General features: G+C 73.6%; 28 protein-coding genes and 1 tRNA gene. 17 read left to right on the top strand and 12 right to left on the bottom strand.

Annotated features, from left to right (window positions below; genetic code table 11):
• The first annotated feature begins 46 nt into the window (after positions 1 to 46).
• Positions 47 to 931 (top strand): nitrilase-related carbon-nitrogen hydrolase, encoded by an 885-nt coding sequence (locus ACLQ21_RS11415; protein WP_425663765.1) that lies wholly within the window; start codon positions 47 to 49, stop codon positions 929 to 931.
• Here ACLQ21_RS11415 and ACLQ21_RS11410 read toward each other — a convergent pair.
• The gene (locus ACLQ21_RS11410) at positions 916 to 2,151 is read right to left on the bottom strand and encodes an aminotransferase class I/II-fold pyridoxal phosphate-dependent enzyme (RefSeq protein ID WP_425663763.1); all 1,236 of its coding nucleotides are present in this window, start codon (positions 2,149 to 2,151) and stop codon (positions 916 to 918) included. The two genes, ACLQ21_RS11415 and ACLQ21_RS11410, sit on opposite strands and share 16 nt — an antisense overlap.
• 92 nt (positions 2,152 to 2,243) lie before the next feature.
• On the opposite strand from ACLQ21_RS11410, the gene ACLQ21_RS11405 reads away from it, so the two are divergent.
• Positions 2,244 to 3,665, top strand: coding sequence for a trypsin-like peptidase domain-containing protein (locus ACLQ21_RS11405; protein ID WP_425663761.1), 1,422 nt, complete (start codon positions 2,244 to 2,246; stop codon positions 3,663 to 3,665).
• Positions 3,666 to 3,682: 17 nt separating this feature from the next.
• Here the strand turns inward: ACLQ21_RS11405 and ACLQ21_RS11400 are convergent, their stop codons facing one another.
• The gene (locus ACLQ21_RS11400) at positions 3,683 to 4,570 is read right to left on the bottom strand and encodes a hypothetical protein (protein ID WP_425663760.1); all 888 of its coding nucleotides are present in this window, start codon (positions 4,568 to 4,570) and stop codon (positions 3,683 to 3,685) included.
• A gap of 117 nt (positions 4,571 to 4,687) precedes the next feature.
• Between ACLQ21_RS11400 and ACLQ21_RS11395 the strand changes: the two genes are divergently transcribed.
• Entirely contained in the window at positions 4,688 to 4,981 is a 294-nt protein-coding gene (locus tag ACLQ21_RS11395; protein WP_425663759.1) for a DUF3039 domain-containing protein, read from the top strand.
• 30 nt (positions 4,982 to 5,011) lie between these two features.
• Here ACLQ21_RS11395 and ACLQ21_RS11390 read toward each other — a convergent pair whose 3' ends face one another.
• Entirely contained in the window at positions 5,012 to 6,301 is a 1,290-nt protein-coding gene (locus ACLQ21_RS11390) for a nicotinate phosphoribosyltransferase (RefSeq protein WP_425663916.1), read from the bottom strand.
• A gap of 93 nt (positions 6,302 to 6,394) precedes the next feature.
• On the opposite strand from ACLQ21_RS11390, the gene ACLQ21_RS11385 reads away from it, so the two are divergent.
• Positions 6,395 to 6,931, top strand: coding sequence for a GNAT family N-acetyltransferase (locus tag ACLQ21_RS11385; RefSeq protein ID WP_425663758.1), 537 nt, complete (start codon positions 6,395 to 6,397; stop codon positions 6,929 to 6,931).
• Here ACLQ21_RS11385 and ACLQ21_RS11380 read toward each other — a convergent pair whose 3' ends face one another.
• The 4 genes from ACLQ21_RS11380 to ACLQ21_RS11365 are packed head-to-tail and all read right to left on the bottom strand — an operon-like array spanning position 6,932 to position 10,038.
• A complete protein-coding gene (locus ACLQ21_RS11380) occupies positions 6,932 to 7,867 on the bottom strand; it encodes a glycine betaine ABC transporter substrate-binding protein (protein WP_425663756.1) in 936 nt (311 codons plus the stop codon).
• Positions 7,864 to 8,574, bottom strand: coding sequence for an ABC transporter permease (locus tag ACLQ21_RS11375; protein WP_425663754.1), 711 nt, complete (start codon positions 8,572 to 8,574; stop codon positions 7,864 to 7,866). Before ACLQ21_RS11375 ends, ACLQ21_RS11380 begins: the two co-directional genes overlap by 4 nt.
• On the bottom strand, positions 8,571 to 9,212 hold the full coding sequence (locus ACLQ21_RS11370) for an ABC transporter permease (protein WP_425663752.1): 642 nt from the start codon (positions 9,210 to 9,212) through the stop codon (positions 8,571 to 8,573). The genes ACLQ21_RS11375 and ACLQ21_RS11370 overlap by 4 nt, the downstream gene beginning before the upstream one ends.
• A 13-nt stretch (positions 9,213 to 9,225) precedes the next feature.
• Entirely contained in the window at positions 9,226 to 10,038 is an 813-nt protein-coding gene (locus ACLQ21_RS11365; protein WP_425663750.1) for an ABC transporter ATP-binding protein, read from the bottom strand.
• Positions 10,039 to 10,102: 64 nt separating this feature from the next.
• On the opposite strand from ACLQ21_RS11365, the gene murI reads away from it, so the two are divergent.
• The 7 genes from murI (at position 10,103) to ACLQ21_RS11330 (ending at position 15,811) form a co-directional block, all read left to right on the top strand.
• The gene (gene murI / locus ACLQ21_RS11360; protein ID WP_425663749.1) at positions 10,103 to 10,984 is read left to right on the top strand and encodes a glutamate racemase; all 882 of its coding nucleotides are present in this window, start codon (positions 10,103 to 10,105) and stop codon (positions 10,982 to 10,984) included.
• A gap of 11 nt (positions 10,985 to 10,995) precedes the next feature.
• The gene (gene rph, locus ACLQ21_RS11355) at positions 10,996 to 11,736 is read left to right on the top strand and encodes a ribonuclease PH (protein ID WP_425663747.1); all 741 of its coding nucleotides are present in this window, start codon (positions 10,996 to 10,998) and stop codon (positions 11,734 to 11,736) included.
• Positions 11,733 to 12,350, top strand: coding sequence for an RdgB/HAM1 family non-canonical purine NTP pyrophosphatase (gene rdgB / locus ACLQ21_RS11350; protein WP_425663745.1), 618 nt, complete (start codon positions 11,733 to 11,735; stop codon positions 12,348 to 12,350). The genes rph and rdgB overlap by 4 nt, the downstream gene beginning before the upstream one ends.
• 241 nt (positions 12,351 to 12,591) lie before the next feature.
• Positions 12,592 to 13,521 (top strand): metal ABC transporter solute-binding protein, Zn/Mn family, encoded by a 930-nt coding sequence (locus ACLQ21_RS11345; RefSeq protein WP_425663743.1) that lies wholly within the window; start codon positions 12,592 to 12,594, stop codon positions 13,519 to 13,521.
• Positions 13,518 to 14,273 (top strand): metal ABC transporter ATP-binding protein, encoded by a 756-nt coding sequence (locus tag ACLQ21_RS11340; protein WP_425663741.1) that lies wholly within the window; start codon positions 13,518 to 13,520, stop codon positions 14,271 to 14,273. Before ACLQ21_RS11345 ends, ACLQ21_RS11340 begins: the two co-directional genes overlap by 4 nt.
• A 19-nt stretch (positions 14,274 to 14,292) precedes the next feature.
• A complete protein-coding gene (locus tag ACLQ21_RS11335) occupies positions 14,293 to 15,177 on the top strand; it encodes a metal ABC transporter permease (protein WP_425663914.1) in 885 nt (294 codons plus the stop codon).
• Positions 15,158 to 15,811: a metal-dependent transcriptional regulator gene (locus tag ACLQ21_RS11330; RefSeq protein ID WP_425663740.1), complete on the top strand. Its 654-nt coding sequence runs from the start codon at positions 15,158 to 15,160 to the stop codon at positions 15,809 to 15,811. The genes ACLQ21_RS11335 and ACLQ21_RS11330 overlap by 20 nt, the downstream gene beginning before the upstream one ends.
• Before the next feature lie 7 nt (positions 15,812 to 15,818).
• Here the strand turns inward: ACLQ21_RS11330 and ACLQ21_RS11325 are convergent, their stop codons facing one another.
• Together ACLQ21_RS11325 and ACLQ21_RS11320 are read right to left on the bottom strand one after the other, a co-directional pair.
• Positions 15,819 to 16,541, bottom strand: a complete 723-nt coding sequence (locus ACLQ21_RS11325; protein ID WP_425663738.1) for a DedA family protein — start codon at positions 16,539 to 16,541, stop codon at positions 15,819 to 15,821.
• 32 nt (positions 16,542 to 16,573) lie between these two features.
• A tRNA-Leu gene (locus tag ACLQ21_RS11320) sits at positions 16,574 to 16,656 on the bottom strand.
• Between the two features lie 63 nt (positions 16,657 to 16,719).
• Here ACLQ21_RS11320 and ACLQ21_RS11315 point away from each other — a divergent pair.
• The 5 genes from ACLQ21_RS11315 (at position 16,720) to ACLQ21_RS11295 (ending at position 21,028) form a co-directional block, all read left to right on the top strand.
• The gene (locus ACLQ21_RS11315; RefSeq protein ID WP_425663737.1) at positions 16,720 to 17,487 is read left to right on the top strand and encodes an SDR family NAD(P)-dependent oxidoreductase; all 768 of its coding nucleotides are present in this window, start codon (positions 16,720 to 16,722) and stop codon (positions 17,485 to 17,487) included.
• An 85-nt stretch (positions 17,488 to 17,572) separates the two neighbouring features.
• Positions 17,573 to 18,427, top strand: coding sequence for a 3-hydroxyacyl-CoA dehydrogenase family protein (locus ACLQ21_RS11310; protein ID WP_425663735.1), 855 nt, complete (start codon positions 17,573 to 17,575; stop codon positions 18,425 to 18,427).
• Positions 18,428 to 18,527: 100 nt separating this feature from the next.
• On the top strand, positions 18,528 to 19,232 hold the full coding sequence (locus ACLQ21_RS11305) for a flavodoxin family protein (protein ID WP_425663733.1): 705 nt from the start codon (positions 18,528 to 18,530) through the stop codon (positions 19,230 to 19,232).
• 47 nt (positions 19,233 to 19,279) lie between these two features.
• A complete protein-coding gene (locus ACLQ21_RS11300; RefSeq protein WP_425663732.1) occupies positions 19,280 to 20,086 on the top strand; it encodes an alpha/beta fold hydrolase in 807 nt (268 codons plus the stop codon).
• Between the two features lie 18 nt (positions 20,087 to 20,104).
• Positions 20,105 to 21,028: a hypothetical protein gene (locus ACLQ21_RS11295; RefSeq protein ID WP_425663730.1), complete on the top strand. Its 924-nt coding sequence runs from the start codon at positions 20,105 to 20,107 to the stop codon at positions 21,026 to 21,028.
• Between the two features lie 3 nt (positions 21,029 to 21,031).
• Here ACLQ21_RS11295 and ACLQ21_RS11290 read toward each other — a convergent pair whose 3' ends face one another.
• From ACLQ21_RS11290 to ACLQ21_RS11280, 3 genes are read right to left on the bottom strand one after another with little or no spacing between them, the layout of a single operon-like run.
• The gene (locus tag ACLQ21_RS11290; RefSeq protein ID WP_425663729.1) at positions 21,032 to 21,409 is read right to left on the bottom strand and encodes a VOC family protein; all 378 of its coding nucleotides are present in this window, start codon (positions 21,407 to 21,409) and stop codon (positions 21,032 to 21,034) included.
• A gap of 38 nt (positions 21,410 to 21,447) precedes the next feature.
• Entirely contained in the window at positions 21,448 to 22,332 is an 885-nt protein-coding gene (locus ACLQ21_RS11285) for an alpha/beta fold hydrolase (protein ID WP_425663727.1), read from the bottom strand.
• Positions 22,333 to 22,359: 27 nt separating this feature from the next.
• Positions 22,360 to 23,355, bottom strand: coding sequence for a diacylglycerol/lipid kinase family protein (locus ACLQ21_RS11280; RefSeq protein WP_425663725.1), 996 nt, complete (start codon positions 23,353 to 23,355; stop codon positions 22,360 to 22,362).
• Between the two features lie 92 nt (positions 23,356 to 23,447).
• Here ACLQ21_RS11280 and ACLQ21_RS11275 point away from each other — a divergent pair, with 92 nt between their 5' ends.
• Positions 23,448 to 26,468, top strand: a complete 3,021-nt coding sequence (locus tag ACLQ21_RS11275; protein WP_425663723.1) for a hypothetical protein — start codon at positions 23,448 to 23,450, stop codon at positions 26,466 to 26,468.
• The last annotated feature ends 28 nt before the right edge of the window (positions 26,469 to 26,496 follow it).

The following is a 26,496-nucleotide window of genomic DNA, read 5'->3' as shown; positions in this document are numbered from 1 at the left end:
GCATCCCGCGCCCGAGCGCGCCACGGTGCGTGCGTAGGCTGGAGCCGTGAGCGAGCAGAGCACCCCAGAGCAGGTCGGCGCGGCGCAGGTCAGCACGGCGCAGGTCGGTGCGGCGCACGTCGGCGCGACGGCCGACGTCGCGGCGCCGGTGCTGCTCGCGGCAGCCGTGCAGTGGGCACCGGGCGAGGACGTCGACGCGAACCGCGCCGGCGCCGCGGCGTGGATCGATGCAGCCGCCGCTCGTGGCGCGCGGCTCATCGTGCTGCCCGAGTACTCGCAGCACTGCTCGAGCGACCTCGCGGCGACGGCTCCCACGGCCGCCGAGCCGATCGACGGCCCGTTCGTCGGCATGCTCGTCGAGCGCGCTGCCGCTCACGACGCTCTCGTGATCGGCGGGCTGCTCGAGCGCCGCGACGGCGGCGTCTCCAACACCGTCGTCGCGGTCGATGCGACGGGCGTGCGCGCCGCGTACCGGAAGGTGCACCTCTACGACGCCTTCGGCAGCCGCGAGTCGGACTGGCTGACGCCCGGCGACCCGGCGCAGCTGCCGGTCGTCGAGGCCCTCGGCACCCGCATCGGCATCCAGACCTGCTACGACCTGCGGTTCCCGGAGGCGACCCGACGGCTCGTGGATGCGGGGGCCGACGTGGTGGTCGTACCCGCCGAGTGGGTGCGCGGCCCGCAGAAGGAGCGCCACTGGACGACCCTCGTGACGGCGCGCGCGATCGAGTCGACCGTGCACGTCGTCGCGGCCGACCAGTCGCCGCCGCTCGGCGTCGGCTGCTCGCTCATCGTCGACCCGATGGGCGTGCCGCTCGCGGCGCTCGGCGACGGCGAGGGGATCGCGGTCGCCCCGATCGACGCGGCGGTGATCAGCTCGACCCGCGCGCGCAACCCGTCGCTCGCGAACCGCCGCTACCGGGTGGCCTGATACCGGTCGGCCTGAGCCGCGACCGGCAGCACCGCGTCCTTGAGGCCTGCGAGCCGCGACGCGGCCTCGCGCAGCGTGTCGTCGGACTTGCAGAACGCGAAGCGCATCGTCGAGCGGAGGTCGCGCCGTGAAGGCCGCGCGAACGCGCCGACCGGCACCCCGACCACGCCCACGAGCTCCGGCAGCCGCCGGGCGAGCGCAGACGCGTCGTCGATGCCCAGCGGTGCCGCATCCGCGAGCAGGAAGTAGCCAGCCATCGCGTCGTGCACCGCGAACCCCGCCTTGCGCAGGCCGCGGGCGAGGATGTCGCGCTTGCGCGCGAACGACTGCACGATCGTGTCGAAGTGCTCGTCGGGGAGCCGCAACCCCGCGGCGACCGCCGGCTGGAAGGGCGCGCCGTTCACGAACGTCAAGTACTGCTTCACCGCGGTGATCTGCGCGATGCGCTGCGGCGTCGACATGATCCAGCCGATCTTCCAGCCGGTGACCGAGAAGGTCTTGCCGGCCGACGAGATCGAGACCACGCGCTCACGGGCCGCCTCGATCGTCGCGATCGGCACGTGCCGCTCGTCGTAGACCAGGTGCTCGTAGACCTCGTCGGTGACGATGATCGCGTCGCGGCGCTCGGCGACCCGCACGATGTGGCGCAGCGACTCCTCGGTGAAGACGGACCCGGTGGGGTTGTGCGGCGAGTTGACGACGATCATCCGCGTGCGCGGCGTCGCGGCGCGCTGCAGCCGGTCGGGGTCGACCTGGAAGTCGGGCGCCACGAGCGGCACCGGCACGAGCACGGCTCCCGCGAGGGCGACGACGGCGGCGTACGCGTCGTAGTACGGCTCGAAGACGATGACCTCGTCGCCGGGGGAGAGGTACGCGAGCATCGTCGCGGCGAGGGCCTCGGTGGCCCCGGCGGTGATGAGCACGTCGCCCCGGCCGAGGCCGATGCCGTAGAAGCGCCGCTGATGCTCGGTGACCGCGTCGATGAGCTCCTGGCAGCCGCGCCCCGGTCCGTACTGGTTCTGGCCGTGGTCGATCGCGTGCTTGGCCGCGTCGAGCACGGCTCGCGGCCCGTCCTCGTCGGGGAAGCCCTGCCCGAGGTTCAGAGCCCCTGTCTTCGAAGCCAGCGCGGTCATCTCGGCGAAGATCGTCGGCGCCAGCCGGCCGTCCGCGCCGAGCAGTCCCGCGCCGGCGGCGGTCCGCTGCCAGGGTGCCTGCTCCATGGGACCGACGCTACTCGCTTCGGGCGGCGTTCCGACGGCCGACATGGGGACCGCATGGGAACCGCATGGATTCCGGTGGCACGATCGAAGACATGACGAACCCGTACGACCGCGTGCCGAATCCCGTCGGCCGGCAGCAGCCGCAGCAGCCCGCGAACTCCGGACACGGCTGGCAGCCGTGGCAGCAGCCGTCGAGCCCTGCCGCCTCCGCGCCGCAGCCGCCGAGCTACGAGCGGCCCGGCTTCGAGCAGCGAGGCTTCGGCCAGCAGCCCAGCTTCGAGCAGGCCGGGTCCGACCAGAGGACGGCCGACCAGCCGACGCTCGCGTACGGCGCCTTCGGCGAGCCGCAGACGGCCGCGCCGGCCAAGCCGCGCCGCCGCGGCGGCCTCATCGCGACCTCGCTCGTCGCCGCCGCGCTGCTCGGCGGCGCGGCGGGCTTCGGCGGCGGCGCGCTCGCGCTCAGCCAGCAGCAGCCGCAGACGCAGTCCGCGCCCGGCGCGAGCTCGACGGGCGAGACCGTCACCAACCCGGAGACGATCGTCGACGTCGCCGCTGCGGCCGGCCCATCCGTCGTCACCGTCCAGGCCTCCTCGAGCACGGGCTCGGGCGAGGGCTCGGGCGTGGCGGTCGCGGCGGGCGGTTACATCGTCACGAACAACCACGTCGTCACCCTCGACGGCCAGGCAGCCGACGCCACCATCACGGTCGAGACGAGCGACGGTAGGCTGCTGGCGGCCGAGATCGTCGGCACCGACCCGGTCGTCGACCTCGCGGTCATCCGGGTCGACGCCGAGCTGCCGGTCATCACCTTCGCGGCGAGCGACGACGTTCGGGTCGGCGACACGGCGATCGCGATCGGTGCGCCGCTCGGGCTGTCGAACTCGGTGACGGACGGCATCGTCTCGGCTGTCGACCGCGGCCTGCGGATCGCGTCGAGCGCCGCGCCGAGCGAGGAGGACCAGTCGCAGCAGCAGCCCTTCGGCTTCTGGCAGCCGGACGGCACGCAGGCGGCGCAGCAGGACATCTCGATCCCGGTCGTGCAGACCGATGCCTCCATCAACCCTGGCAACTCCGGCGGCGCTCTGCTCAACGCGTCCGGTGAGCTCGTCGGCGTCAACGTCGCGATCGCCAGCATGGGCGAGGGCAGCGCGTCCGGCTCCATCGGCATCGGCTTCGCGATCGAGGCGAGCCTCGTGCAGCGCGTCGTCGACGAGATCATCGCCGACGGCACCGCGAGCCATGGCCTGCTCGGTGCCTCGGTGAGCGATGTGACGGATGCGTCGGTCGGCTCGGTCGGCGCGCTCGTGCGGGAGACGACGGAGGGCGGCGCCGCCGCCGCGGCCGGCCTGCAGGCGGGCGACGTCATCACCGACATCGAGGGCCAGCCGGTGACGGGCGCTACCGACGCGACCGCGCAGGTGCGCGCGCACGCCGGCGGCGACACCGTCACGGTCACGTACCTCCGCGACGGCCAGGAGGCCGAGGTCGACGTGACGCTCGGCGCGCTGGAGTAGTCAGCGACGCCGCTCGGTCACCGCTCGTCGGTCGGCGCGCCGTCGGAGCCTGAGGGCTCCGGCGGCGCTTCGTCGTCTCGCGGCCCCGTGCTCGACGTGCCGAGTCGCTCGCGGAATCGACGCAGGCCGCCGCCCAGCCCCTCCCGCTCGATCTCCCGGGCGTCCTGGATGCGCTCGCCGAGGGTGCGGCGCGCCTCCTTGATGACGGGGGCGAGGCTCGGGTCGAACGCGACCGGCGGCGGGCCGAACGCCTCGCGCGCGGCCTTCACGATCTGCCGGCCGAGGATGTTGTTGCCCACGCCGCCGACCACGGCGCCGATGCCGAACGGCATCGCCCGGCCGATCATCGACGCGCCGGTGTTGCGCGCCATCCGCTTCAGGAACGCGCGGCGCAGGAAGTCGACGACCTGGCCCATCATGCCGGTGGGCATGCGCGAGGTGACGAGCTCGCCCCAGAAGGCGGTGCCCGCGGAGCCGCCGCCCATGGACTGCGCGGCGACGCGCTTGACGAGCGCCTTGCCGCCGGAGCCGAGCATGAGCCCCATGACGAGCGCCTTCGCGCGCTCGGGGTCCTCGACCGGGATGCCGTGCACCTCGGTGACCGCCTGCGCGAAGAAGGCGCTCGCCTCGAGGAAGACGACGGTCTCCGCGACGGTGAGCCCGAGCGACGCAGCCGTGCCGATGCCGGGCGCGACGGCGGTCGCGCCGACGGCCGCGCCGCCGCTCGTGACCGCGGCGAGGTACTGCTTCTCGAGCCGCTGGATCACCTGCTCGGGGTTGAGCTCTGGGTGCTTGCGGCGCAGCGATCGCAAGTGGTTGACCACGAGGGGCCGCTGGACGCCGAGGATGCGGTCGAGCGTGCCGACGAGCCAGCCGAGTTCGTCGTCGCGGTCGATCTCCTGCATGGGTCCTCCTCGGTCGGTGTGCCGGGCGTCAGCTGTCCCCGGCGGCATCGAGAAGCATGACGGAACGATCCGGGAGCGGGCTGAGCGTGGGATCGCCGCGCATGGGATCATGGGGCCATGACGCAGACCCCCGGACCAGAGACGACCGGCCCCGGCACGATCGGGGCGGGTGGTGGCACCGACGTGCTCGACCGCGAGCTCGAGAAGCTCCTCAACGAGGAGTCGGTCGAGGACGGCGACCACGACCGGTTCTCGCACTACGTCAAGAAGGAGAAGATCCTGCAGTCGGCGCTCTCGGGCAAGCCCGTGCGCGCCCTGTGCGGCAAGAAGTGGACCCCGGGCCGCGACCCGGAGAAGTTCCCGATCTGCCCCGCCTGCAAGGAGATCTACGAGAAGCTCCGGGCCGAGTAGTCGTCCCGCAGGCGATCGCCCGCCGCGCGGTCAGCGGAAGACGGTCGGGATGACCGGCTCGCCGCGCGCGAGCCGGTGCGCCTCGGCGGGCAGCTCCGCCACCGACGCGTCGTGGCGCTCGCGCGCGGTCGCGACGCCGCGCGCGCCGAGCCAGCGGTCGTCGACCTCGCCGCCGCGCACGAGCGGCACCTGCAGCGCACGGCCGCCGGCCGCCGCCGCGTCGATCGTCGCCTGGTGCTCGGTCACGAGCACCGTCTCCTCGATCGCCACGCCATCCTCGAGCGTGCGCACGGCCACCTTCTCGCCCGGCTTCGACGTCTTGTCCTCGGAGTGCTTCGCGACCCCGACCCACGCGCCGTCGGCGCCCTGCCGGGCGACGAGCTTGTAGACCATGCCGGCGGCGGGCGCGCCCGAGCCGGTGACGACGCTCGTGCCGACGCCGTACGCATCCACGGGGCTCGCCTGCAGCGCCGCGATGGCGTACTCGTCGAGGTCGCTCGTGACGGTGATGCGGGTGCCGGTCGCGCCGAGCGAGTCGAGCAGCGCCCTTGCTTCGGCCGCCACCTCGTCGAGGTCGCCCGAGTCGAGGCGGATGCCGCCGAGGTCCGTGCCGGCGACCTCGATCGCCGTGCGGATGCCCTGCTCGATGTCGTACGTGTCGACCAGCAGCGTCGTGCCGACGCCGAGCACGTCGATCTGCGCCTGGAACGCGGCGGCCTCGGAGTCGTGGAGGAGCGTGAAGGAGTGCGCGGCCGTACCCATGGTGGGGATGCCCCAGCGCGCGCCCGCGGCGAGGTTGGACGTGGCGCCGAAGCCGGCGATGTACGCGGCGCGCGCCGCCGCGATCGCCGCCTCCTCGTTGGCGCGCCGCGAGCCCATCTCGGCGACCGGGCGGCCCTTCGCCGCGCGGGTCATGCGGGTGGCGGCGTTCGCGACCGCGGAGTCGTAGTTGAGCACCGAGAGCGCGAGCGTCTCGAGCACGACGGCCTCGGCGAAGGAGCCCTCGATGACGAGGATGGGGGAGCCGGGGAAGTAGAGCTCTCCCTCGGCGTAGCCGCGCACGTCGCCCGAGAAGCGGTAGTCGGCGAGCCAGTCGAGCAGCTCGCTCGAGACGACCTGGTTGTCGCGCAGGAAGCGCAGCTCGTCGTCGCCGAAGCGGAACTCGGCGAGCCGCTCCAGGAAGCGGCCCGTGCCGGCGACGACGCCGTAGCGGCGCGCGCCCGGCAGGCGGCGCGCGAAGACCTCGAAGACGGAGGGCCGGAAGGCGGTGCCGGAGCGCATCGCGGCATCGATCATCGTCAGCTCGTAGCGGTCGGTCATGAGCGCGGTGTCCACGGCGCAACCCTAATGCGGGGCGGCGTGGGCGCGCCTGACGACCGGTAGCGTGGCGCGGTGCACGCATCCTCTTCACCGATGCCCGATGGCCGACCGCTGCCCGACGGCGTCGAGCTCCGCGAGCCGACGCCCGCCGACGCGCCCGCGTGGGCGCTGTTCCTCGTCGAGGAGCAGCTGCGCACGTACGCGGGCCTGCTGCCGGACGCGTTCCGCGAGGACGGGCTCGCGCAGGCCGACATCCGCGGCCTCGCCGCCGACTTCGCCGAGCCGGGCGACGCGCGCCGTCGGATCGCGTGGCTCGGCGACCGCATCGTGGGCGTCGCCGCGGCCGAGCCGGCGCCGGCCGCGTGGGAGATCGCGCTCGGCTTCGTGCCCTCGCCGGCGGCGCGCGAGCTGGGCCGCCTCTACGTGCATGCCGACCTGCACGGCTCCGGGCTCGGCGCGGTGCTCTTCGACGCGGTGGTCGACGAGCGCCCCCACTACCTGTGGCTCATCGACGGCAACGCCCGCGCCGCCCGGTTCTACGAGCGGCGCGGGTTCCGGCACCTCGACGAGCAGGTGTCGACGGGCCCCACGTGGGGGCACATCGCGATGCACCGGATGCTGCGGGACTGACTACCCGAGCAGCCCCTGCTCCTCGAGCCACGCCGCCGCGATGTCGGCGGCAGGCGACTGCTCGACGGTGCTGCGCCGGTTGAGCTCGATGAGCTCGTCGGACGTGAGGGCCGCGCTGATCCCGTTGACGACCTCCTGCGCCTCCTCGTCGACGCGGTCGCTCGCGACCGGCACGACGTTCGACGAGAGGAAGAGGCCCTCGGTGTCCTCGAGCACGACGAGGTCGCTCTCGGCGATCTCCGGCTGCGCGGTGTACAGGATGGCGAGCTGCACGTCGCCGTCCTGCAGCGCGCGGACCGTGAGCGGGCCGCCGCTGTCCTCGATGGGCGTGAAGCCGACCTCGATGCCGTAGACCTCCGCGAGACCCTGCGGTCCGTTCGGTCGCGTCTCGGCCTCGGAGTTCGCGCCCATCGTGAGCGGCACGTCGACGTTCGCGAGGTCGGCGACCGTCGTCAGGTCGTACTGCTCGGCGAACTCGCGCGTCACGACGTAGGCGTCCTGGTCGGTCGCCGGTGCCTGATCGAGGATCGTGATGCCCTCGGGCGCTGCCTCGACGAGGGCGTCGTAGACCTCGTCGCTCTCGCGCTCCGGCGGCTCCTCCGCCCACACCTGCAGCAGCGGGCCGGTGTACTCGGGGAAGAGGTCGATCGAGCCCGCCTCGATCTCGGGCAGGTACACCTCGCGCTGCCCGATGCGCAGCTGGCGGTCGATCGTGTAGCCGGCGTCCTCGAGCGCCTGCGCGTACAGCTCGGCGATGATCTCGTTCGAGTAGTAGTCCTGCGAGCCGACGACGAGCGTCGTGCCCTCGCCGCTCGCGGAGGGCGCGGTCGTCTCGCCCTCCGCCAGGGGGTCGGCGCTCGCACAGCCTGCGAGCAGCACGCCGGTGGCGCCGATCGCGGCGAGGGTGAGGCCCGTCCTGCGGAAGAAGTGGGTCATGCGAGGTTCCTCTCTGGTGCGCGGATGCGCGCGGTGCGGTGGCTGTCAACGGGTTCGGCGCGGCGGGCCGCCGCGGATTGGGCGGCCTGGAAGAGCAGCTCGACGAGCAGCGCGAGCAGCGCGACGAGGATCGAGCCGGCGAGCATGACGCCGTACTCGCGCGTCTTGAGTCCCTCGAAGATGGGCCTGCCGAGGCCCGTGTCGGAGATGTAGGCGGCGAGCGTCGCGGTCGAGATGACCTGCAGCGCCGCCGACCGCAGCCCGCCGATCAGCACGGGGCTCGCAAGCGGCAGCTCGACGCCGGTCACGATCTGCCGCTCGGTCATGCCGATCGCACGGGCGCCGCCGATCACCTGCCGGTCGACGGCCTCGACGCCCGCGTACGACCCGGCCAGCACGGGCGGCAGCGCCAGCACGACGAGGGCGAGGAACGGGGCCTCGAGGCCGATGCCCAGCAACAGCCCGAAGATGGTCAGCAGCCCGAGCGTCGGGATGGCGCGCGCGCCGCTCGTGAGCGCGATCACGAGGCCGCGGCCTCGGCCGGTGTGGCCGATGGCGACGCCCGCGGGGATGCCGACCGCTGCGGCGACGAGCAGCACCGCACCCGAGAACCCCAGGTGCTCGAGGACGCGCAGGCCCAGGCCGCCGGCGCCCGCCCAGTTGGCGGGGTCGAGCAGGTACGCGATCGCCTCGACGAACAGGTTCATGCCGCCACCGATCGCAGCCAGGGCATCGTCATGCGACCCGCGAGCACGCACACGGCGTCGAGCGCGTACGCGACGACGACGGTGAGCACGAGGCCCGTGATGATGGATGCCTCGATGCCGCGCTGGAACCCGTCGGTGAAGAGGGTGCCGAGGCTCGACGCGCCCACGAGCGCACCGACGGTGACGAGGCTCGCGGTCGAGACGATGACGACACGCAGCGACGACAGCAGCACGGGCCCCGCGAGGGGCAGCTCGACGCGCCAGAAGCGCGCCCACGCGGAGTGCCCCATCGCATCCGCCGCGAGCATCGTCTCGCGCGGCACCGAGCCGAACGCGTCGGCGGCGCCGCGCACGAGCAGCGCGCACCCGTAGATCGTCAGCCCGGCGATGATCGTCACGGGGGAGCGCACCGCGACCCCGATGAGCGGCGCGACGATGATGAACAGCGGCAGCGACGGGATGGCGTACAGCAGGCCGGTGCCCGTCAGCAGCGGCGTGCGAGCCCTGCGGTAGCGGGACGCGAGCCAGCCGAGCGGCACCGAGATCACGAGGCTCAGCACGATCGGCAGGATCGAGAGCACGAGGTGGTCGACGAGCAGCGCGCCGACGATGTGGAGGTTCTGGCTCAGCCAGGTCATCGCTGCCGCCCCCTCACCGCGCCAGCACGCCGGTCGGGCGGTCGTCGCCGTCGACCACGACGCTCCGACCTTCGACTTCGCGGATGCGCAGGGTGCGGCGGGCGCTGCCGGCACCCACGAAGCTCGCGACGAAGTCGTCGGCGGGGTTGGCGAGGATCTGCGCCGGGGCGCCGCGCTGCGCGATCTCGGCGCCCTTGCGCAGCACGAGCACCTCGTCGCCGAGCGCGAACGCCTCGTCGATGTCGTGCGTCACGAACACGATCGTCTTGCCGAGCTCGGCCTGCAGCGACCGCATCTCGGACTGCAGCTGGTCGCGCACGATCGGGTCGACGGCGCCGAACGGCTCGTCCATGAGCAGGATGTTCGGGTCGGCGGCGAGCGCGCGCGCGACGCCGACGCGCTGCTGCTGCCCGCCGGAGAGCTGCGCGGGGTAGCGGTCGGCGAGCGCCGTGTCGAGGCCGACGCGCTCGAGCAGGCCCAGCGCATCCTGTCGCGCCTGCCTGCGGCTGCGGCCCTCGAGCACCGGCACGGTCGCGACGTTGTCGGCGATCGTGCGGTGGGGGAGCAGGCCGCCCGCCTGCAGCACGTAGCCGATCGACCGGCGCAGCTTCACGGGGTCCATCGAGCGCACGTCGACGCCGTCGATGCTCACCGTGCCCGACGTGGGCTCGACCATGCGGTTCACCATGCGCAGCAGCGTCGTCTTGCCGCAGCCGGAGGACCCCACGAGCACCGCGACGGCGTGCGATGGGATGGTGAGGCTGAAGTCCTCGACAGCGACCGTGCCGCCCGAATACTCCTTGCGCACGGATGCGAACTCGATCACGCCGACTCCTGCCGATCGTCAGGGTGCAGACGATACCGCGCACCCCTGACACGTCGGTACAGGTATGCGTGCGCGCCCCGCGGCGCGGCTCGCGGCTAGGCTTGCCGACGTGCATCGCCCGATCGGAGTCTTCGACAGCGGCGTCGGCGGGCTCACCGTGGCGAGGGCGCTCATCGACCAGCTGCCCGCCGAGTCGATCACCTACATCGGCGACACCGCGAACGGACCGTACGGGCCGCGCGAGCAGGCGGAGGTGCGCCACCTCGCCCTCGACGTGCTCGACACGCTCGTCGCGCAGGGCGTGAAGATGCTCGTCATCGCATGCAACACCGCGTCGGCCGCGACGCTCGACATCGCCCGTGAGCGCTACGAGGAGGGCATGGGCATCCCGGTCGTCGAGGTCATCGACCCCGCCGTGCGCGCGGCCGTGAGCCAGAGCCGGTCCGGGCGGATCGGCGTGATCGGCACCGCCGGCACGATCGGCTCGGGCGCGTACCAGCGCGCCTTCGCGGAGGCCGGCGTGCCGCACGTCGCGGCCGGCGCCGCGCCGCGCTTCGTCGAGTTCGTCGAGGCGGGCGTGACGACGGGCGACGAGGTGCTCCAGGCGGCCCACGAGTACCTCGAGCCGCTGCTCGCGGAGCGGCTCGACACGCTCGTGCTCGGCTGCACCCACTACCCGCTGCTCGCCGGCGCGATCGGCTACGTCGCCGGCCCCGACGTGCGGCTCGTGTCGAGCGCCGAGGAGACCGCGGCCGACGTCTACCGCATCCTCAGCGACCGGCGCATGCTCGCGGCCCCCGGCACGACCCCGGTCTACGAGTTCGAGGCGACGACGGAGGCGCAGGAGCCGTTCCTGCGGCTCGCGCGCCGGTTCCTCGGTCCAGAGGTGACGCACGTCGAGTTCCACCAGACCGGGGTCATCCAGCTCCCCGGCCGCACCGACTGAAGGAGGCCCTCGTGGCTGACGCACCCACGCCCACGCGCAAGGACGGCAGGCAGCTCGACCAGCTGCGCGACGTCACGATCGAGCGCGGCTGGAGCCAGCAGGCGGAGGGCAGCGCGCTCGTCTCGTTCGGGGCGACGAAGGTGCTGTGCACCGCATCCGTCATGCCGACCGTGCCGCGCTGGATGTCGGGCAAGGGCAAGGGATGGGTGACGGCCGAGTACGCGATGCTGCCGCGGTCGACGAACGAGCGGATGGATCGCGAGAGCGTGAAGGGCCGCGTCGGCGGCCGCACGCACGAGATCTCGCGCCTCATCGGCAGGAGCCTGCGCGCGGGCGTCGACATGCGGGCGCTCGGCGAGCTCTCGATCGCCGTCGACTGCGACGTGCTGCAGGCGGACGGCGGCACCCGCACCGCCGCGATCACCGGCGCGTACGTCGCGCTCGCGGAGGCCATCCGCTGGGCGCAGGAGCAGGGCAGGGTGCCCAGGAGTGCGAAGCCGCTGCTCGACTCGGTCGCGGCCGTCTCGGTCGGCATCGTCGACGGCGTGCCGATGCTCGACCTCGCCTACGTCGAGGACGTGCGCGCCGACACCGACATGAACGTCGTCGCGACCGGCCGCGGCCTGCTCGTCGAGGTGCAGGGCACCGCCGAGGCTGCGCCGTTCGACCGCTCCGAGCTCGACGCGATGCTCGACCTCGCGCTCGCCGGCACCGCGCGGCTCACCGAGCTGCAGCGCGAGGCGCTCGCGTGAGCATCGTCGGATCGGCGGGCACCGAGCTCACGGGCGGCGGGCTGCAGGTGGTCGTCTCGACCCACAACCCGCACAAGGTCGAGGAGCTGCAGCGCATCCTGGCGCCGCTGCTGCCCGGCGTCGAGCTCGTGCCCGACGACGGCCCCGAGCCGGTCGAGGACGGCGACACGTTCGAGGCGAACGCGCTCATCAAGGCGCGTGCCGCCCACGAGCGCACCGGCCTGCCGGCGCTCGCGGACGACTCCGGCATCGCCGTCGACGCGCTGGGCGGCGCGCCCGGCATCCACTCCGCGCGCTACGCCGGCACGCGCGACGCGCAGGACAACCTCGAGCTGCTGCTCGCGAACCTCGCCGGGCACACCGAGCGCGGCGCGCGCTTCGTGTGCGCGGCCGCGTGGGTCGACGCCGACGGCGAGGTGGTCGAGCGCGGCGAGTGGGCCGGCACGGTGGCGGATGCGCCGCGCGGCGAGGGCGGGTTCGGGTACGACCCGATCTTCCTGCCCCACGACGCCGACGGCCGGGCGGCCGCCGAGCTGAGCCCGGAGGAGAAGGACGCGCTCAGCCACCGGCGCCTCGCGTTCGAGGCGCTCGCGGCGCGCATCGCCGGCCGCTGACCGCAGATCGCAGTCGCTCCGGCGTGCCGCGGGCCCGGTCCGCGCGATGGGCATCCGGTACCGATCTGCGGGTGCGCGGCTCCTGCACCCGCAAATCCGTACCGCCAAACCGACACCGGTCGGATCTCCCGTACCGATCGGCGGGTGCTGAGCCCGCGCACCCGCAGATCGGTACGGGTGCGCGGCCGACGCCCGCCCGCAGCGCTGGTGCGCACTGCATCTTCTCTGCCATGATTTCGGTATGCCGAAAGCGCGAGGTGCGGGGCGGCGAATCGTCGCCGTCGCGGCGGCCTGCGCGCTGGCGGCGCTGACCGGCTGTGCCACGCCCGGCGCCGCGACCGACGCACCGGCCGACGACCGGCCGCTCGTGCTCGCGACCTTCACCGTGATCGCCGACCTGGCCCGCGAGGTGGCGGGCGACGCGGCGCGCGTCGAGTCGCTCACGCGCCCGGGCGTCGAGGTGCACGACTACGAGCCCACGCCCGGCGACCTCGTGCGCACCGAGGGCGCCGACCTCGTGGTGACGAACGGCATGGGCATCGACGACTGGCTGCTCACGCTCGTCGAGCGGGCCGCAGCGCCGCACGTCGTGCTCAGCGACACGATCGAGCCCATCCCGATCGAGACGGGCCACTACGCCGGCAACCCGAACGCGCACGCGTGGGTCTCGCCCGCCGAGGGCGCCCAGTACGTCGAGGCGCTGCGCGTCGCGATCGGCGAGCTCGTACCCGCGGACCGCGCCGCGATCGACGCGCGCGCGGCCGCGATCACGGCCGAGCTGGACCGGCTCCGCGACCGGCTCCGCGCGGGCGTCGCCGCCGTCCCGCAGGCGCACCGCGTGCTCGTCACGTGCGAGGGCGCGTTCAGCTACCTCACGCGCGACGCCGGCCTCGCCGAGGCGAGCCTGTGGCCTGTCAACGCCGGCGGCCAAGGCACGCCGCAGTCGATCGCGGCCGTCGCGGCGGTCGTCGAGCGGACCGGCGTGCCGACCGTCTTCTGCGAGTCGACGACGCATCCCGGCACGCAGCAGCAGATCGCGCGGAACGCGGGCGTGCGCTTCGACGGCTCCCTGCACGTCGACTCGCTCTCGGTGCCCGGCGGGCCGGCGCCCACCTACCTCGCGCTCATCGAGCACGACGTCGACGCCATCCTGGAGGGGCTCGGAGCATGACGGTGCACCCCCTGGACAGCGCCGCCGACGCGATCGTCACCGAGCGGCTCGGCGTGCACTACGGCGAGGTGCACGCGCTCGCCGACGTGACCGTGCGCATCCGCACCGGCGAGATCACCGGCCTCGTCGGCGTGAACGGCTCCGGCAAGTCGTCGATGCTCGCCGCGGTGCTCGAGCGCGTGCCGCACGAGGGCACCGTGCGCATCCTGGGCCGCACGCCGGCGCAGGCGCGGCGCGCCGGCCTCGTCGCGTCGGTGCCGCAGGCGGAGTCGGTCGACTGGGACTTCCCCATCACCGTGCGCGACGTCGTGACGACCGGCCGCTACGGGCGGATGGGCATGCTCCGCATCCCGCGGGCGGCCGATCGCGCCGCGGTCGACGAGGCGCTCGATCTGCTCCGCATCGACGACCTCGCCGACCGTCCCATCGGGGAGCTCTCGGGCGGGCAGCGCAAGCGCGCGTTCGTCGCCCGGGCGATCGCGCAGGACGCCGAGCTGCTGCTGCTCGACGAGCCCTTCGCGGGAGTCGACCGCACGAGCGAGGCGCGCATCGTCGAGGTGCTGCGAGACCTGCGCGACCGCGGCCGCACGGTCGTGATCGTGCACCACGACCTCTCCGGCGTCGCGGAGCTCGTCGACACGGCCCTGCTGCTGCGCGGCCGGCTGCTGCACCACGGGCCACCGGCGACGGTGCTGACGCCCGAGCGCATCGCCGAGGCCTTCGGTGCCGGCTCGACCCGCGAGGAGGCGTGACGTGCCCGAGACGCTGCTCATGACGGTCGGCATCGACGCGCTGCTCGCCCCCTTCTCGTACGACTTCATGCTGCGCGCGATGCTCGTCACGCTCGTCGCCGCGATCGCGTGCGCGCTGCTGTCGACGTGGCTCGTGCAGATGGGCTGGTCGCTCATGGGCGACGCCGTGTCGCACGCCGTGCTGCCAGGCGTCGCCCTCGCCTACATCCTGGGGCTGCCGTTCGCGCTCGGCGCGGCGGTGTTCGGGATCGGCGCCGTCGCGCTCATCGGCGGCGTGCGCGCCGCTACGAGGATCAAGGCGGATGCCGCCATCGGCGTGGTGTTCACGACGCTGTTCGCGCTCGGCCTCGTCATCGTCTCGGTGACGCCCGCCGACACCGACCTGCAGCACATCCTGTTCGGCAACGTGCTGGGCGTGAGCGACGCCGACATCGCGCAGGTGCTCGTCGTCGGCGCCGTCGTGTGCGTCACGCTCGTCGTGCTCCGCCGCGACCTGACGCTCGTCGCGTTCGACCCCGGCCATGCCCACGCCATCGGGCTGCGACCGCGTCTGCTGCACGCGGTGCTGCTCGGCGCGCTCGCGCTCACCGTCGTGACGGCGCTGCAGGCGGTCGGCATCATTCTGGTGGTGGCGATGCTCGTCATCCCCGGTGCGACCGCGTCGCTCATCGTCGGCCGGTGGGATGCGCTGCTCGCCTGGTCGGTGGGCGTCACCGTGGTCGCGGCGCTCGCGGGCCTCATCGCGGCGTTCTGGCTCGACATCTCCCCGGGCGGCGCCGTCGTCCTCACGCAGGGACTCGCGTTCGGGCTAGCGTTGCTCTTCGGGCCCCGCCGGGGGCTCGTCAACCGGTGGGCCAGGAGTCGATCGACGAGAGCGAGGCGTCATGCAGTCGACAGCCGCTGAGGACTACGTCAAGGCGATCTACCACCACACCGAGTGGCAGCCCGACCCGATCACGCCCTCGCAGCTCGCCGGCCGGCTCGGGCTCGCGAACTCCACCGTCACCGAGATGGTGAAGAAGCTCGCGGCCGCGGGCCTTGTGCACCACCGCCCCTACGGCGCGATCGCGCTCACCGACGCCGGCCGTGCGCTCGCGGTGCGGCAGGTGCGGCGGCACCGCGTCGTCGAGACGTGGCTCGTCGAGCGGCACGGCTACGACTGGGATGAGGTGCACGACGAGGCCGAGGTGCTCGAGCACGCGCTGAGCGACCGGCTGCTCGACTCCATCGCGCGGTCGCTCGGCGACCCGACGCGCGATCCGCACGGCGACGTCATCCCCGCGGCCGACGGCTCGGTGGTGCGGCCGGATGCGGTGCTGCTCGCGGATGCCCCGGTCGGGCACGCGGGCGCGGTCGTCCGCATCTCGGACGCCGACCCGGCGATGCTCCGGTTCCTCGCCGACTCCGGGGTCGCGCTCGACGCCGCGCTCGAGGTGCTGGGGCAGAAGCCCTACTCGGGCTCGATCCAGGTGCGCACCACCGCGGGGACGATCGACCTGGGACCGGAGGTCGCGCAGGCGATCTGGCTCGCCGCGTAAGGGCCTCTCAGCGTTCCAGGCCGTGCTCGCTCGTGCCCGAGAGGTCGAGGGTCTCGACGGGCCCCGCGGCGGTGCCCTCGCGGATCTCGCGCTCCACCTCGCGGCGCGACTGGATGGCGTGCCACACGATCGCGACGATCGCGATGGCCACGACGCCGAGCAGCACGAGGTCGATGTACTCGGTCACGACCTCCGCGACGCCGGGGATGTGCGCGACGCCCCAGCCGATGAGGGGCAGGCCCGCGCCCCACAGCAGCCCGCCGACGATGTCGAGGCGCAGGAAGGTGGGCCACGGCATCCGCCCCACGCCCGCGGCGACCGGCATGAACGTGCGCACGATGCCGATGAAGCGGGCGATGATGACCGCCGCGGCGCCGTAGCGCAGGAAGAAGCGGTTCGTGCGCTGGATCGTGCGGTGCGAGAACAGCCCGGACGACTTGCGCTGGAAGATCGGCGGCCCCGCCTTGTGGCCGATGTAGTAGCCGAGCTGATCGCCCGCGACGGCGCAGATCCAGATGCACAGGCACACGAGCCAGATGGGCTGCGGGATGACACCGGTGTACGACAGCACGCCCGCGATCACGAGCAGCGTGTCGCCCGGCAGCAGGAACCCGACGAGCAGCCCGGTCTCGACGAAGACGATCGCGCAGACCAGCAGCAGCGCCCACACGCCCGCGCCGGAGATGAGTCCTTCGATGTCGATGAGGAACTCTGTCGGCAGCGCGTGCACTGGCGCTCCTTCGCGATGGGTCCGACGCAGGGTGCGGGAGAGGGGACTTGAACCCCTACGCCACGAGGGCACAGGAACCTAAATCCTGCGTGTCTGCCAATTCCACCACTCCCGCGTGGAACTGCCAGCGTACCGGCGCGCGCCCACCGCGATGCGCACCGTCTGCCAAGGTTGGGCCATGGAGATGCGCGCCCTGATCACCGGTGCCTCGGCGGGCCTCGGCGCCGAGTTCGCGCGCCAGCTCGCGGCCGACGGCTTCTCGCTCGTGCTCGTCGCGCGCGACGAGCAGCGGCTGCGCGAACTGGCCGACGAGCTCGCCGACGCGCGCGGCGCGGAGATCGAGGTGCTCGCCGCCGACCTCACCGACGCCGCCGACCTCGAACGGGTCGCCGCTCGCGTCGCCGACGCCGGCCGACCCGTCGACGTGCTCGTCAACAACGCCGGCTTCGCGGTCGCGCAGCCGTTCGAAGCATCCCCGATCGAGGACGAGCGCCGCATGCACGAGCTGCTCTCGTGGGTGCCCCTGCGGCTCGCGCACGCCGCGCTGCCGGGCATGCGCTCGCGCCGGCGCGGCGGCATCCTCAACGTCGCGAGCCTCGCGGGGCGCATGCCGAGCGGCTCGTACGCGGCCGCGAAGGCGCAGCTCATCGTGCTGTCGCGCTCGCTGCACGCGCGCTACCGCCGCGACGGCGTCACCGTGACGGCGCTGCTGCCAGGGTTCGTCGCGACCGAGTTCCACGACCGGATGGGCGTCTCACCCGATGCCGTGCCCGAGGTGGCGTGGGCGGATGCCTCCGCGGTGGTCCGCGACGGACTGCGCGGCCTCCGCAAGCGGCGCGGCATCGTCGTGAGCGACTGGCGCTATCGGCTCACGGCGCCCATCATCCCGCTCGTGCCCGATCGCCTCTCAGCCGGCTTCGGCATCAGCAGTCGCCAGGCTCGCTGACGCCCACGCGCCCGACGCCATGAGCGGCGCCGATCGCCGCGAGCCTCGCGCTGTGGCATCGTCGGGTGGGAGCGAAGGAGCAGCCGTGCACGAGATCATCGCCGTCCTGGGCGCCGGCGTCATGGGCGCGGGCATCGCGCGCGTGCTCGGCCGCGCGGGCCACGAGGTGCGCGTCTTCGACGTCGACCCGGCGGCCGCGGCTAGGGCAGCCGAGTCGGCCGGCGCGACCGCGCACGGCAGCGTCGAGGCGGCCGTCACCGGCGCCACGATCGTGCTCGAGGCGGCACCCGAGCGGCTCGAGCTCAAGCGCGCGCTGCTCGCGCAGGTCGAGGCGGCCAACGCCGACGCCGTCATCGCCTCGAACACGTCGTCGATCGCCCCGGATGCGCTCGCGGCCGGCATGCGGGACCCGTCGCGGCTCGTCATCGCGCACTTCTTCAACCCGGCCGACACCGTGCCGCTCGTCGAGGTCGTGCCCGGCCCCGCGACGCCGACGGCGACGGTCGAGCGGATGGTCGCGCTCCTGACCGCGGCGGGCAAGACCGCCGTGCCGCTCGCGCAGCAGGTGGAGGGCTTCATCGCCAACCGGCTGCAGGCGGCGCTCTACCGCGAGGCGATGCACCTCGTGAAGCGCGGCATCGCGACGCCCGAGCAGGTCGACCAGGCCGTGACGGCCGGCCTCGGGCCGCGCTGGGCGCTCGCCGGGCCGTTCGAGATCATGGACCTCGGTGGCCTCGACGTGTGGCGCAGCGTGATGGACGGCATCCTCCCGACGCTCGGGGACGCATCCGGAGCCCCCGCGATGCTCCGCGAGCGCGCCGAGCGCGGGGACCTGGGCGCGAAGACCGGCGAGGGCTTCCTGCCTCGGGATGCGGATGCGCCGGCTCGGTTCGCGGCCCGGCTCGCGGCGCTCATCGAGGCGCGCGACCGCCTCGCGTGACCTGCGATCGTCGACGGCGGCGACACCGACGCCATGTGATCCAGGCGGGCTCCGGGGGCGCTCATGGCGCTCCCGGGCGGCCCGTGCCATGGTGGGCGGCATGACCGACGCCATCCGAGCGATGTACATCAACTGCACGCTGACTCCGTCGCCCGGGGAGAGCCACACAGACCTGCTCATCGAGGCGAGCGCGAACATCCTGCGGAAGCAGGGCGTCGAGGTGGAGGTCGTGCGGGCCGTCGATCACGCGCTCGCGCCCGGGGTGCAGCACGACATGACCGAGGAGGGCGCGAGCGAGGATGCGTGGCCGGCGCTCTGGCAGCGCGTGCTGGCCGCCGACATCCTCGTGCTCGCAACGCCCATCTGGCTCGGCGATGCGTCGAGCGTCTTCCGCCGCGTGATCGAGCGGCTCTACGCCGAGTCGGCGGAGCTGAACGACCGGGGCCAGTCGATCTTCTACGGCAAGGTCGGAGGGGTCCTCGTCGGCGGCAACGAGGACGGCATGAAGCACGTCGCGCGCGAGGCCGTCTACTCGCTGCAGCACATCGGCTACGCGATACCGCCGCAGGTCGACACCGGCTGGGTCGGTGAGGCGGGCCCAGGTCCGTCCTACGGCGACGAGGCCGAGGACGGCTCGCGAGCCGGCGTGGACAACGAGTTCACCAACAAGGGCGTGACGATCATGGCGTGGAACCTGCTGCACTTCGCGCGCATGCTGCGAGGCGGCATCCCAACCGAGGGCAACGATCGCAACGCCTGGGAGCAGGGCGAGCGCTTCGGCTTCGAGCAGCCCGAGCCCCGCTAGCTCCAGGTCCCAACACCGACAGACGCAAGCACTGACGAAGGAGATCCATGCCCGACATCCGACTCCACATCGACGACTCCGGCGGCGACGGCCGCCCGGTCGTGCTCATCCACGGCTGGCCGCTGTCGGCCGAGTCGTGGGACGACCAGACGGATGCGCTCGTCGCGGCCGGCTACCGCGTGGTCGCGTACGACCGGAGAGGCTTCGGCCGCAGCGACAAGCCCGACGACGGCTACGACTACGACACCCTCGCCGCCGACCTGGATCAGGTGCTCACCGACCTCGACCTGCAGGACGTCACGCTCGTCGGCTTCTCCATGGGTGGCGGCGAGGTCGCCCGCTACATCGCCGCCTACGGGCAGGACCGGCTGCGCTCCGTGGTGCTCGCCGCGGCTACGCCGCCGTACCTGCTGCAGTCCGACGACAACCCCGACGGGCCGCTGACCGACGATGCGCGCCTCGAGATGCGCGCGGGGCTCGAGGCCGACCGCGACAGCTTCTTCGACGAGTTCACCACCGGCTTCTTCTCGACCGCCGACGGGCTGCAGGTGACCGAGGAGCAGCGGCAGCAGGCGATCGCGCTCGCGCAGCAGTCGTCGCAGGCGGCGGCGCTCGCGGCCATGGACGCGTGGGCGACCACCGACTTCCGCGACGACCTCGGCGCCATCTCGGTGCCCACCCTCGTCATCCACGGCGACGGCGACCAGACGGTGCCGTTCGAGGGCTCCGGCAGGCGCACGCATGCCGCGATCGACGGCAGTGAGCTGCACGTCGTGGAGGGCGCCCCGCACGGCATGAACGTCAGCCATGCCGAGGAGTTCAACCGGGCGCTGCTCGACTTCCTGGCGCGCTGACGCCGAAGGGGGTACCGCATGGGCACGATCGACTGGCTGCTCGAGGGTGACCCTGCGATCCGTTGGCAGGTGCTGCAGGATCTGCTCGACGCGGATCCCGCCGAGGTGGCCGCCGAGCGCGCGAGGGTGGCCCGCGAGGGGTGGGGAGCGCAGCTGCTCGCAGCCCGGGGCGACGACGGCCAGTGGGCGGGCGGTGCGCACTCGCCGACGACCGCGCCGATGCTGCCCGGCCAGCCCTGGACCTCCACCGCGCCCGTGCTCACGGAGCTGCGCCTGCTCGGCGTCGACCCGGCGGATGGGTCGGTGCGGGCCGCGATCGACGACGTCAAGCGGGTGACGCGCTGGGAGTACGACGACGAGCCGTTCTTCGAGGGCGAGGTCGAGCCGTGCATCAACGCGGCGCTCGTCACGAACGCCGTCTACTACGGCGAGCCCGCGGAGCCGGCCGTCGAGCGGCTGCTCGGCGAGCGCATGGCGGACGGCGGCTGGAACTGCGAGCAGGAGCACGGCAGTGTCCGCTCGTCGTTCGACACCACGATCGCCGTGCTCGAGGCGCTCGCCGCGCAGGAGCGCGTGAGCGACGACCCGCGGCTGGAGGAGGCGCGCGCGAGCGGTGAGGCGTACCTGCTCGAACGCGGCCTGCTGCGGCGGCGCTCGACGGGCGAGCTCGTCAAGGAGGCGTACCTCGAGCTCGCGTTCCCGCCGCGCTGGCACTACGACGCGCTGCGAGCGCTCGAGCACTTCCGCGCCGTCGGAGCGGCGCCCGACGAGCGGATGGCGGAGGCGATCGAGGTCGTGCGCTCGAAGCGGCGCGCGGACGGCACCTGGCCGCTCGATGTCCGCCACGGCGGCGACGCGCGCATCGACTACGGAGCGGTGGGGGAGCCGAACCGCTGGATCACGCTCGGCGCGCTGCGGGTGCTGCGGTGGGCCGACGGCTGAGCATCACCCGGCCTCCGCGCCGGCCTCCGCGCCGAGGTACAGGGTGAACCCGCTCGGGTCGCGCACCTGCGCGACGCGCTCGCCCCACGGCATGAGCTCCGGCTCGGCGACGCTCGTCGCGCCCGAGTCGAGCGCCCGCCCGTAGGCGGCATCGACATCGTCGACGTAGATCCAGAGCGCGGCGCCCACCGGCTCTCCGAGGAGGTCGTTGTCGAGGCCGATGCTCACCGTGGAGGCGCCGACGGCGAGCGCGACGTACACGTCGCGCCCATCCTGGTCGAACGCGTAGGTCCGCTGCGCGTCGAAGGCGGCGACGTAGAACGCCTCGAGCCGCTCGGGCTCGCGCGTCGACAGGATGGGGAAGCTGCGCTGCACCGTCATGCGGGCATCGTAGGCACCGCTGTGCCGATCCGCACCGGTCAATGCAGGCCGTCGAGGAACTCCCGCATCGCCGGGATGACGACCTCCGGGCGGTCGCGCTGCACCCAGTGGCCGGCATCCGGCACGATGAGGACCCGCGCATCCGGCATCGCCAGCGCCGCGCGGCGGGCGAGGGAGGCGGGCACGCCCATGTCGCGCTCGCCGTGCACGAAGAGCGTCGGCGTCTCGATCGTCGCGAGCCGAGCGCTGTAGTCGGTCGACTGGCGCCGCCGGCCGACCTCCTCGCGCTGGAACTCGCCGAAGGCGGCGATGCCCGATCCTCGCCGGGCCTCCTCCATGACGGCGTCGATGAGCTCGGGGGTGCGCTGCTCCGGGTTGCGCAGCACGGGTCGCAGGCTGCGCTCGAGCAGCGCGCGGCTGCCGGCGGTCGAGCGCGACAGGGCCTTGAGCAGGCCCGCGCGCGTCGCGGCCCAGCTCGCGAGCTGCGCGGCCGCCGACCAGCGCCCCTCGACGAGCGTGGGGCTCAAGCCGTAGGCGCCCAGCAGCATGAGCCCCGAGACGCGCTGCGGGTGCGCGAGCACGTGGCCGATCGCGAGGCCCGCGCCCATCGAGAGGCCGCCGAGGGCGAAGCGGTCGAGTGCGAGGGCGTCGACGAAGCCCTTGACGTAGGCGAGCAGGTGCTGCTGGCTCGCGGGCCACGGCGCCTTCGGGCTCCGGCCGTACCCGGGATGATCGGGTGCGATCACCCGGTGCCCGGCGGCGGCGAGCGCGCCGCCCACGCCGCCCCACGACAACCACGCCGAGTCGAGCCCGCCGCCGTGCAGGAGCACGACGGTGGATGCGCGGCTCGCCGCGGGCGCGACCCACTCGAGGTAGGAGACCGGGCCCCACGGCAGCTCGGCGGTGCGCCGTGCTAGCTCCATGGCGTTCTCCCGTCGTCAGGGCCGACGCTAGCGGGAGCCGCCGACGGCGGTCGCCGGGACGGCGACGCGGAGCGAGCCGGGCACCACCGTGATGCGCGCCCGCACGACCGCGCCGAAGCCGTCGCCGTCGAGCTGCACGTCGTGCGGGATCTCGAACCGCACGTCGAACTGCCGTCCCTGCGCGTAGGCGAGCGCGCGCACCTCGGGCGTCAGCTCGAGCATGCGCCTGCCGAAGCCCGAGCGGTGCGCGAGCTGCTGCATCGTGAGCCGCGTGCCGATGCCGGCCCAGCCGGCCCGGTTCTTCGGCCGCAGCATGACGACGTCGAGCAGGCCGTCGTCGACGGCGGCGGCCGGCAGCAGCAGCATGCTGCCGGTGAGCGTGCCGCAGTTGCCGACGATGAGCGTGTGCGCCCTGGCCGTGCGGACCGGTCCGCCGTCGATGCGGTAGCGCAGCCGCAGCAGCCGGTTCGCGGTGATCGACCGCGCGATCGGCGGCACGTACGCCACCCAGCCGAGGTGGCGCTTCGCGAGCGCGTTCGTCTGCGCCGCCATCGCCGCGTCGAGCCCGATGCCTGCCATCACGAGGAAGGCGTGGCGCCGATGCGTGCCGTCCGCATCCTCCATCTCGGCGATCGCGACGTCGATGGCTCGCGTCGCGCCGCCGAACGCGACGGCGACGGATGCGTCGAGGTCGCCGAGCGCGTGCCCCAGGTTGCGCGCGAGCAGGTTCCCCGTGCCGGTCGGGAGCAGCGCCATCGCCGTGCCCGTGCCCTGCAGCACCTCGCCGACGACCCGGACCGTGCCGTCACCGCCCGCGACGAGCACGACGGCGGGGCCGTGCGCGAGCGCATCCGCCGCGGCCTGCCGGCCGTGGTCGCCGCTGCTGGTCTCGTGCCAGCGCGACGGTTGCCAGCCGTGCTGCAGCTCCTGCGCCTCGACCGCGCGCCGGAGCCGCTCGAGGGGCACCTTCACCGGGTTGTAGACGACCGCGGCGTGGGCGCTCGCGCTCGAGGCAGTCGGCATGAGCGGATCCTACGGCCCCCGCTGCGGCGTCGGCCGGAGAAGGCGTCTTCCGCGCGGTCGGGCGCGATGCGATGCTGTCGCTGAGGTGGCACATGAGCGGTCTGCGAGTGCTGGAGCTGCGCATCCACGGCATCGCGAACGCGCCGCCCGCCGACATGCTGTGCACGGTGAACGAGCGCGTCGAGCGGGCCGACGGCGACGAGCAGGGCTCGTTCTGGCGCATCAAGCTGAAGTCGCCGGTGCGGCGGCTGCCCTGGTCGACCAGGATCCAGGCCGAGGCCTACTCGTGGGGCAACCAGGCGCGCTCCGGCGGGGCGGCGCTCGCGCCGATCGGTCGCGCGGTCGTGCACGTCTTCTGGCTGTTCGTGCTGCCCTTCGGGCTCTGCAATCTCGCGTACTGGGCGCGGCGCGACATCAAGGGCGAGGCGGAGGACCGCAAGTGGTGGGCCGGCGGCGACGGGGCGATCGCCATCCGCATCTTCGCCATGCTGCAGACGCTGTTCTACGTGGTCGGGTTCATGACCGTCTTCGTGCACCTCATCGGGCTGCAGTGCTTCCGGTCCGTCGCCGACGGCGCCGCTCGGGCGTGCGCCGCGCTCCCGGCATGGCTCGACTTCCTCGTCGAGTGGAGCCCCGCGGCGAGGGCCGCGCTGTGGAGTGTCGCGCCCGTGGCCATCGTCGTGCTCATCTACGTCGTGACCCGACGGCCCCGCCGGCTCTTCAACCCGGATCGCTCCTTCGACGACGAGGCGGCGCCGCGGCCGCGCGGGAGCCGCCCCGCGAAGCGTCGGTCGGGCGCGGCGGACGTCGCGCCGCCCCGGCCGCCGCTGCTCGCATCGCCCGCCTTCTGGCAGCGCTCGCGCGTCGCGCAGACCTCCGAGCGTGCGCACCTGGCAGGGTCGATCGCGCTCGTGGTGCTGCTGCTCGCGGGCGACGCGCTGCTCGACGGGCAGCCGGCGGGCACGCCCGTCCTCGCGCTCGTCGCCTCCGGTGCCCTGCTCTCGAGCCCGTTCGCCGCGCCCGTGACGGCGGCCGCGGCGATCGTGCTGCTCGGCGCCGTGGCGATCGTCGTCGTCGCGGGCCTGAGCGAGAAGCGGCTGTCGGTGCGGAAGCTACGAGCATGGTCGTCGGTGCTGCTCGTGGCGGCTGTCGCGCTGTACCTCCTCTGGCTGGGGACGGCGCTGCTGCTGCAGCCGGATGCGGCGGCAGCGATCGGGCTGGACGGCGACCTCGGGCAGCGCGGGCTGCTCCTCACGCCGACGGTGATCGCGGCGCTCGGCGCGCTCATCGCCGTCGCGAGCCTCGCGTGGGGCCTCGGTTGGCGACGGCCGGTGGTGCGCGCGCTGCTCGCGCTGGCGCTGCTCGCAGTGGCCGCCGCAGAGCTGGGCGTGCGACCGGTCGAGGACCAGTCGCCATGGCCACGCTTCTGGCTCTCGGTGATCGCCGTCGCCGCGGTCGCGCTCGCCGTCGTCGTCGCCTACGTCCCCTCCAGGCAGCCGGAGGTGCGTGCCGCGAGCCGGCTCGCCGCATGGCACGGCAACGGCGCCGCGATCTCGCTGCTGGTGTCGCTCCTGTCGTCGCTCGTCATGACGACGCTGCTCGTCGTGGGCACGCACGCGTGGCTGACCGCGCCGAGGGGCGAGGCCGAGGTGAGCGGCCCGTGGCGGGTGCTCGATGCGCAGCGCGCCCAGTCGGACTGTCGTGCGGTGGCGGAAGCGCGGATCACGGATGCGTCGAGCCTCGAGTGCGTGATCGCGGCACCGCCGTTCTACGAGCGGTTCTCGGTGATGGTCGTCGCGATCATCGTGGTCGTCGCCATCGTCGTCGGCATGGCCGTGCTCGCGGCGACCGGGCGTCCTGTCCCGGCCTTCAGCATCCCATCGCTGCGATTCCCGGGGTCGACGCCCGCCCAGCGGCGCGACGCCGATGGCAGCCTCGGGGGCACGGCCGCGCTGACGACCGACCCGAGGCGCGTCACCGGGCCCAGCTACGCGCATCCCGACGCGCCCCACGTCGTGCCGCCGCGCGACTACCCGCCGCCCGAGTGGCATCCGAGCGGTCGTCGGCGGACCGCCGCCCACGCTCGGCGCACCGCAGCGCTGCTCCATCGCGGCGAGCCGGTGCTGCGCTGGGTGGCGATCATGACGGCCCTCGCCCTCGTGCCGCTTGCGGTTCCCTTCTGGGGCGAGCTGCTCAGCCGCGACAACCCCTCGAACGCCATCGTGCGCGCCGCCGGCTGGTACGGGCCGGACGCGGCCGCCGCGTGGTCGACCGCCGTCGACGCCTCGCTGTGGGTGCTCGGCCTCCTTGCGCTCGCGGCGGTCGCGTGGGTGGTCATGAACGCCGTCACCGCCGCCGAGCGGCCGCTCGGGCTCGTGTGGGACATCATCTGCTTCTTCCCGATGGCCGGGCATCCGTTCGGCCCGCCGTGCTACGGCGAGCGCGTCGTGCCCGAGCTCCGCAAGCGCGTGCGCACGTGGCTCGCGGAGGAGGGGGAGGGCGCGCGCGTGATCCTCGCCGCGCACTCGATGGGGGCGGTGATCGCCGCCGCGACGGTGTTCGCCATCCACGGCGCCGACCAGCGCAGGGGCGTCGGGGCGGCGCAGGCGAATGTGCAGCGGCTCGCGCTCCTCACGTTCGGCGCGCAGCTGCGCCCCTACTTCAGCCGCTTCTTCCCGCAGGTGTTCGGCGCTGACGTGCTCGGCATCCGGGGCACGACGGGGCCGACGCTGCTCGGGCCCGATCCCTGGAGGGAGCAGGTGCTCGTCGACTTCGCCGCCCCGGCGATGCCGGCCGCCCCCGGCAGTGGCGAGACGCTCGTCGAGCTGCTCGGCGGCGACCCGCGAGACCGGGCGACACCGCCGCGGTGGCGCAGCCTGTGGCGCCGCACCGACCCGCTCGGCTTCCCGGTCGACAGCTACTGGGGAGCGACCGACGAGGGCGACGACGCGGGGTACGACCACGCGGAGGGCATCGACCGGGGCGCGTCGGAGCGCTCGCCCACGTCGTACCTGTGGGCGATCGCTGGCCACAGTGACTACCTGTCGACGCTGCAGTACCGCGCAGCCAGGGACGAGCTCGTAGCGATGCTGGGGCGGAAGGCGCAGCGGTAGCGAGCCGCGAGCAGCACCGGCCTCGGCG

Source organism: Agrococcus sp. DT81.2, from assembly GCF_049844935.1.
Lineage (GTDB): Bacteria > Actinomycetota > Actinomycetes > Actinomycetales > Microbacteriaceae > Agrococcus.
This window is presented reverse-complemented; position numbering and strand designations above follow the sequence as displayed.

Bases quoted from the DNA above. Each gene is read 5' to 3' on its own strand.
- ACLQ21_RS11410 (WP_425663763.1), bottom strand. From the start codon at position 2,151: ATGGAGCAGGCACCCTGGCAGCGGACCGCCGCCGGCGCGGGACTGCTC.
- ACLQ21_RS11275 (WP_425663723.1), top strand. From the start codon at position 23,448: ATGAGCGGTCTGCGAGTGCTGGAGCTGCGCATCCACGGCATCGCGAAC.
- ACLQ21_RS11405 (WP_425663761.1), top strand. From the start codon at position 2,244: ATGACGAACCCGTACGACCGCGTGCCGAATCCCGTCGGCCGGCAGCAG.
- ACLQ21_RS11290 (WP_425663729.1), bottom strand. From the start codon at position 21,409: ATGACGGTGCAGCGCAGCTTCCCCATCCTGTCGACGCGCGAGCCCGAG.
- ACLQ21_RS11315 (WP_425663737.1), top strand. From the start codon at position 16,720: ATGGAGATGCGCGCCCTGATCACCGGTGCCTCGGCGGGCCTCGGCGCC.
- ACLQ21_RS11390 (WP_425663916.1), bottom strand. From the start codon at position 6,301: ATGACCGACCGCTACGAGCTGACGATGATCGATGCCGCGATGCGCTCC.
- ACLQ21_RS11285 (WP_425663727.1), bottom strand. From the start codon at position 22,332: ATGGAGCTAGCACGGCGCACCGCCGAGCTGCCGTGGGGCCCGGTCTCC.
- ACLQ21_RS11380 (WP_425663756.1), bottom strand. From the start codon at position 7,867: ATGACCCACTTCTTCCGCAGGACGGGCCTCACCCTCGCCGCGATCGGC.
- ACLQ21_RS11370 (WP_425663752.1), bottom strand. From the start codon at position 9,212: ATGACCTGGCTGAGCCAGAACCTCCACATCGTCGGCGCGCTGCTCGTC.
- ACLQ21_RS11400 (WP_425663760.1), bottom strand. From the start codon at position 4,570: ATGCAGGAGATCGACCGCGACGACGAACTCGGCTGGCTCGTCGGCACG.
- ACLQ21_RS11340 (WP_425663741.1), top strand. From the start codon at position 13,518: ATGACGGTGCACCCCCTGGACAGCGCCGCCGACGCGATCGTCACCGAG.
- ACLQ21_RS11375 (WP_425663754.1), bottom strand. From the start codon at position 8,574: ATGAACCTGTTCGTCGAGGCGATCGCGTACCTGCTCGACCCCGCCAAC.
- ACLQ21_RS11335 (WP_425663914.1), top strand. From the start codon at position 14,293: ATGACGGTCGGCATCGACGCGCTGCTCGCCCCCTTCTCGTACGACTTC.
- ACLQ21_RS11300 (WP_425663732.1), top strand. From the start codon at position 19,280: ATGCCCGACATCCGACTCCACATCGACGACTCCGGCGGCGACGGCCGC.
- ACLQ21_RS11295 (WP_425663730.1), top strand. From the start codon at position 20,105: ATGGGCACGATCGACTGGCTGCTCGAGGGTGACCCTGCGATCCGTTGG.
- murI (WP_425663749.1), top strand. From the start codon at position 10,103: ATGCGTGCGCGCCCCGCGGCGCGGCTCGCGGCTAGGCTTGCCGACGTG.
- ACLQ21_RS11330 (WP_425663740.1), top strand. From the start codon at position 15,158: ATGCAGTCGACAGCCGCTGAGGACTACGTCAAGGCGATCTACCACCAC.
- ACLQ21_RS11345 (WP_425663743.1), top strand. From the start codon at position 12,592: ATGCCGAAAGCGCGAGGTGCGGGGCGGCGAATCGTCGCCGTCGCGGCG.
- ACLQ21_RS11305 (WP_425663733.1), top strand. From the start codon at position 18,528: ATGACCGACGCCATCCGAGCGATGTACATCAACTGCACGCTGACTCCG.
- ACLQ21_RS11280 (WP_425663725.1), bottom strand. From the start codon at position 23,355: ATGCCGACTGCCTCGAGCGCGAGCGCCCACGCCGCGGTCGTCTACAAC.
- ACLQ21_RS11385 (WP_425663758.1), top strand. From the start codon at position 6,395: ATGCCCGATGGCCGACCGCTGCCCGACGGCGTCGAGCTCCGCGAGCCG.
- ACLQ21_RS11395 (WP_425663759.1), top strand. From the start codon at position 4,688: ATGACGCAGACCCCCGGACCAGAGACGACCGGCCCCGGCACGATCGGG.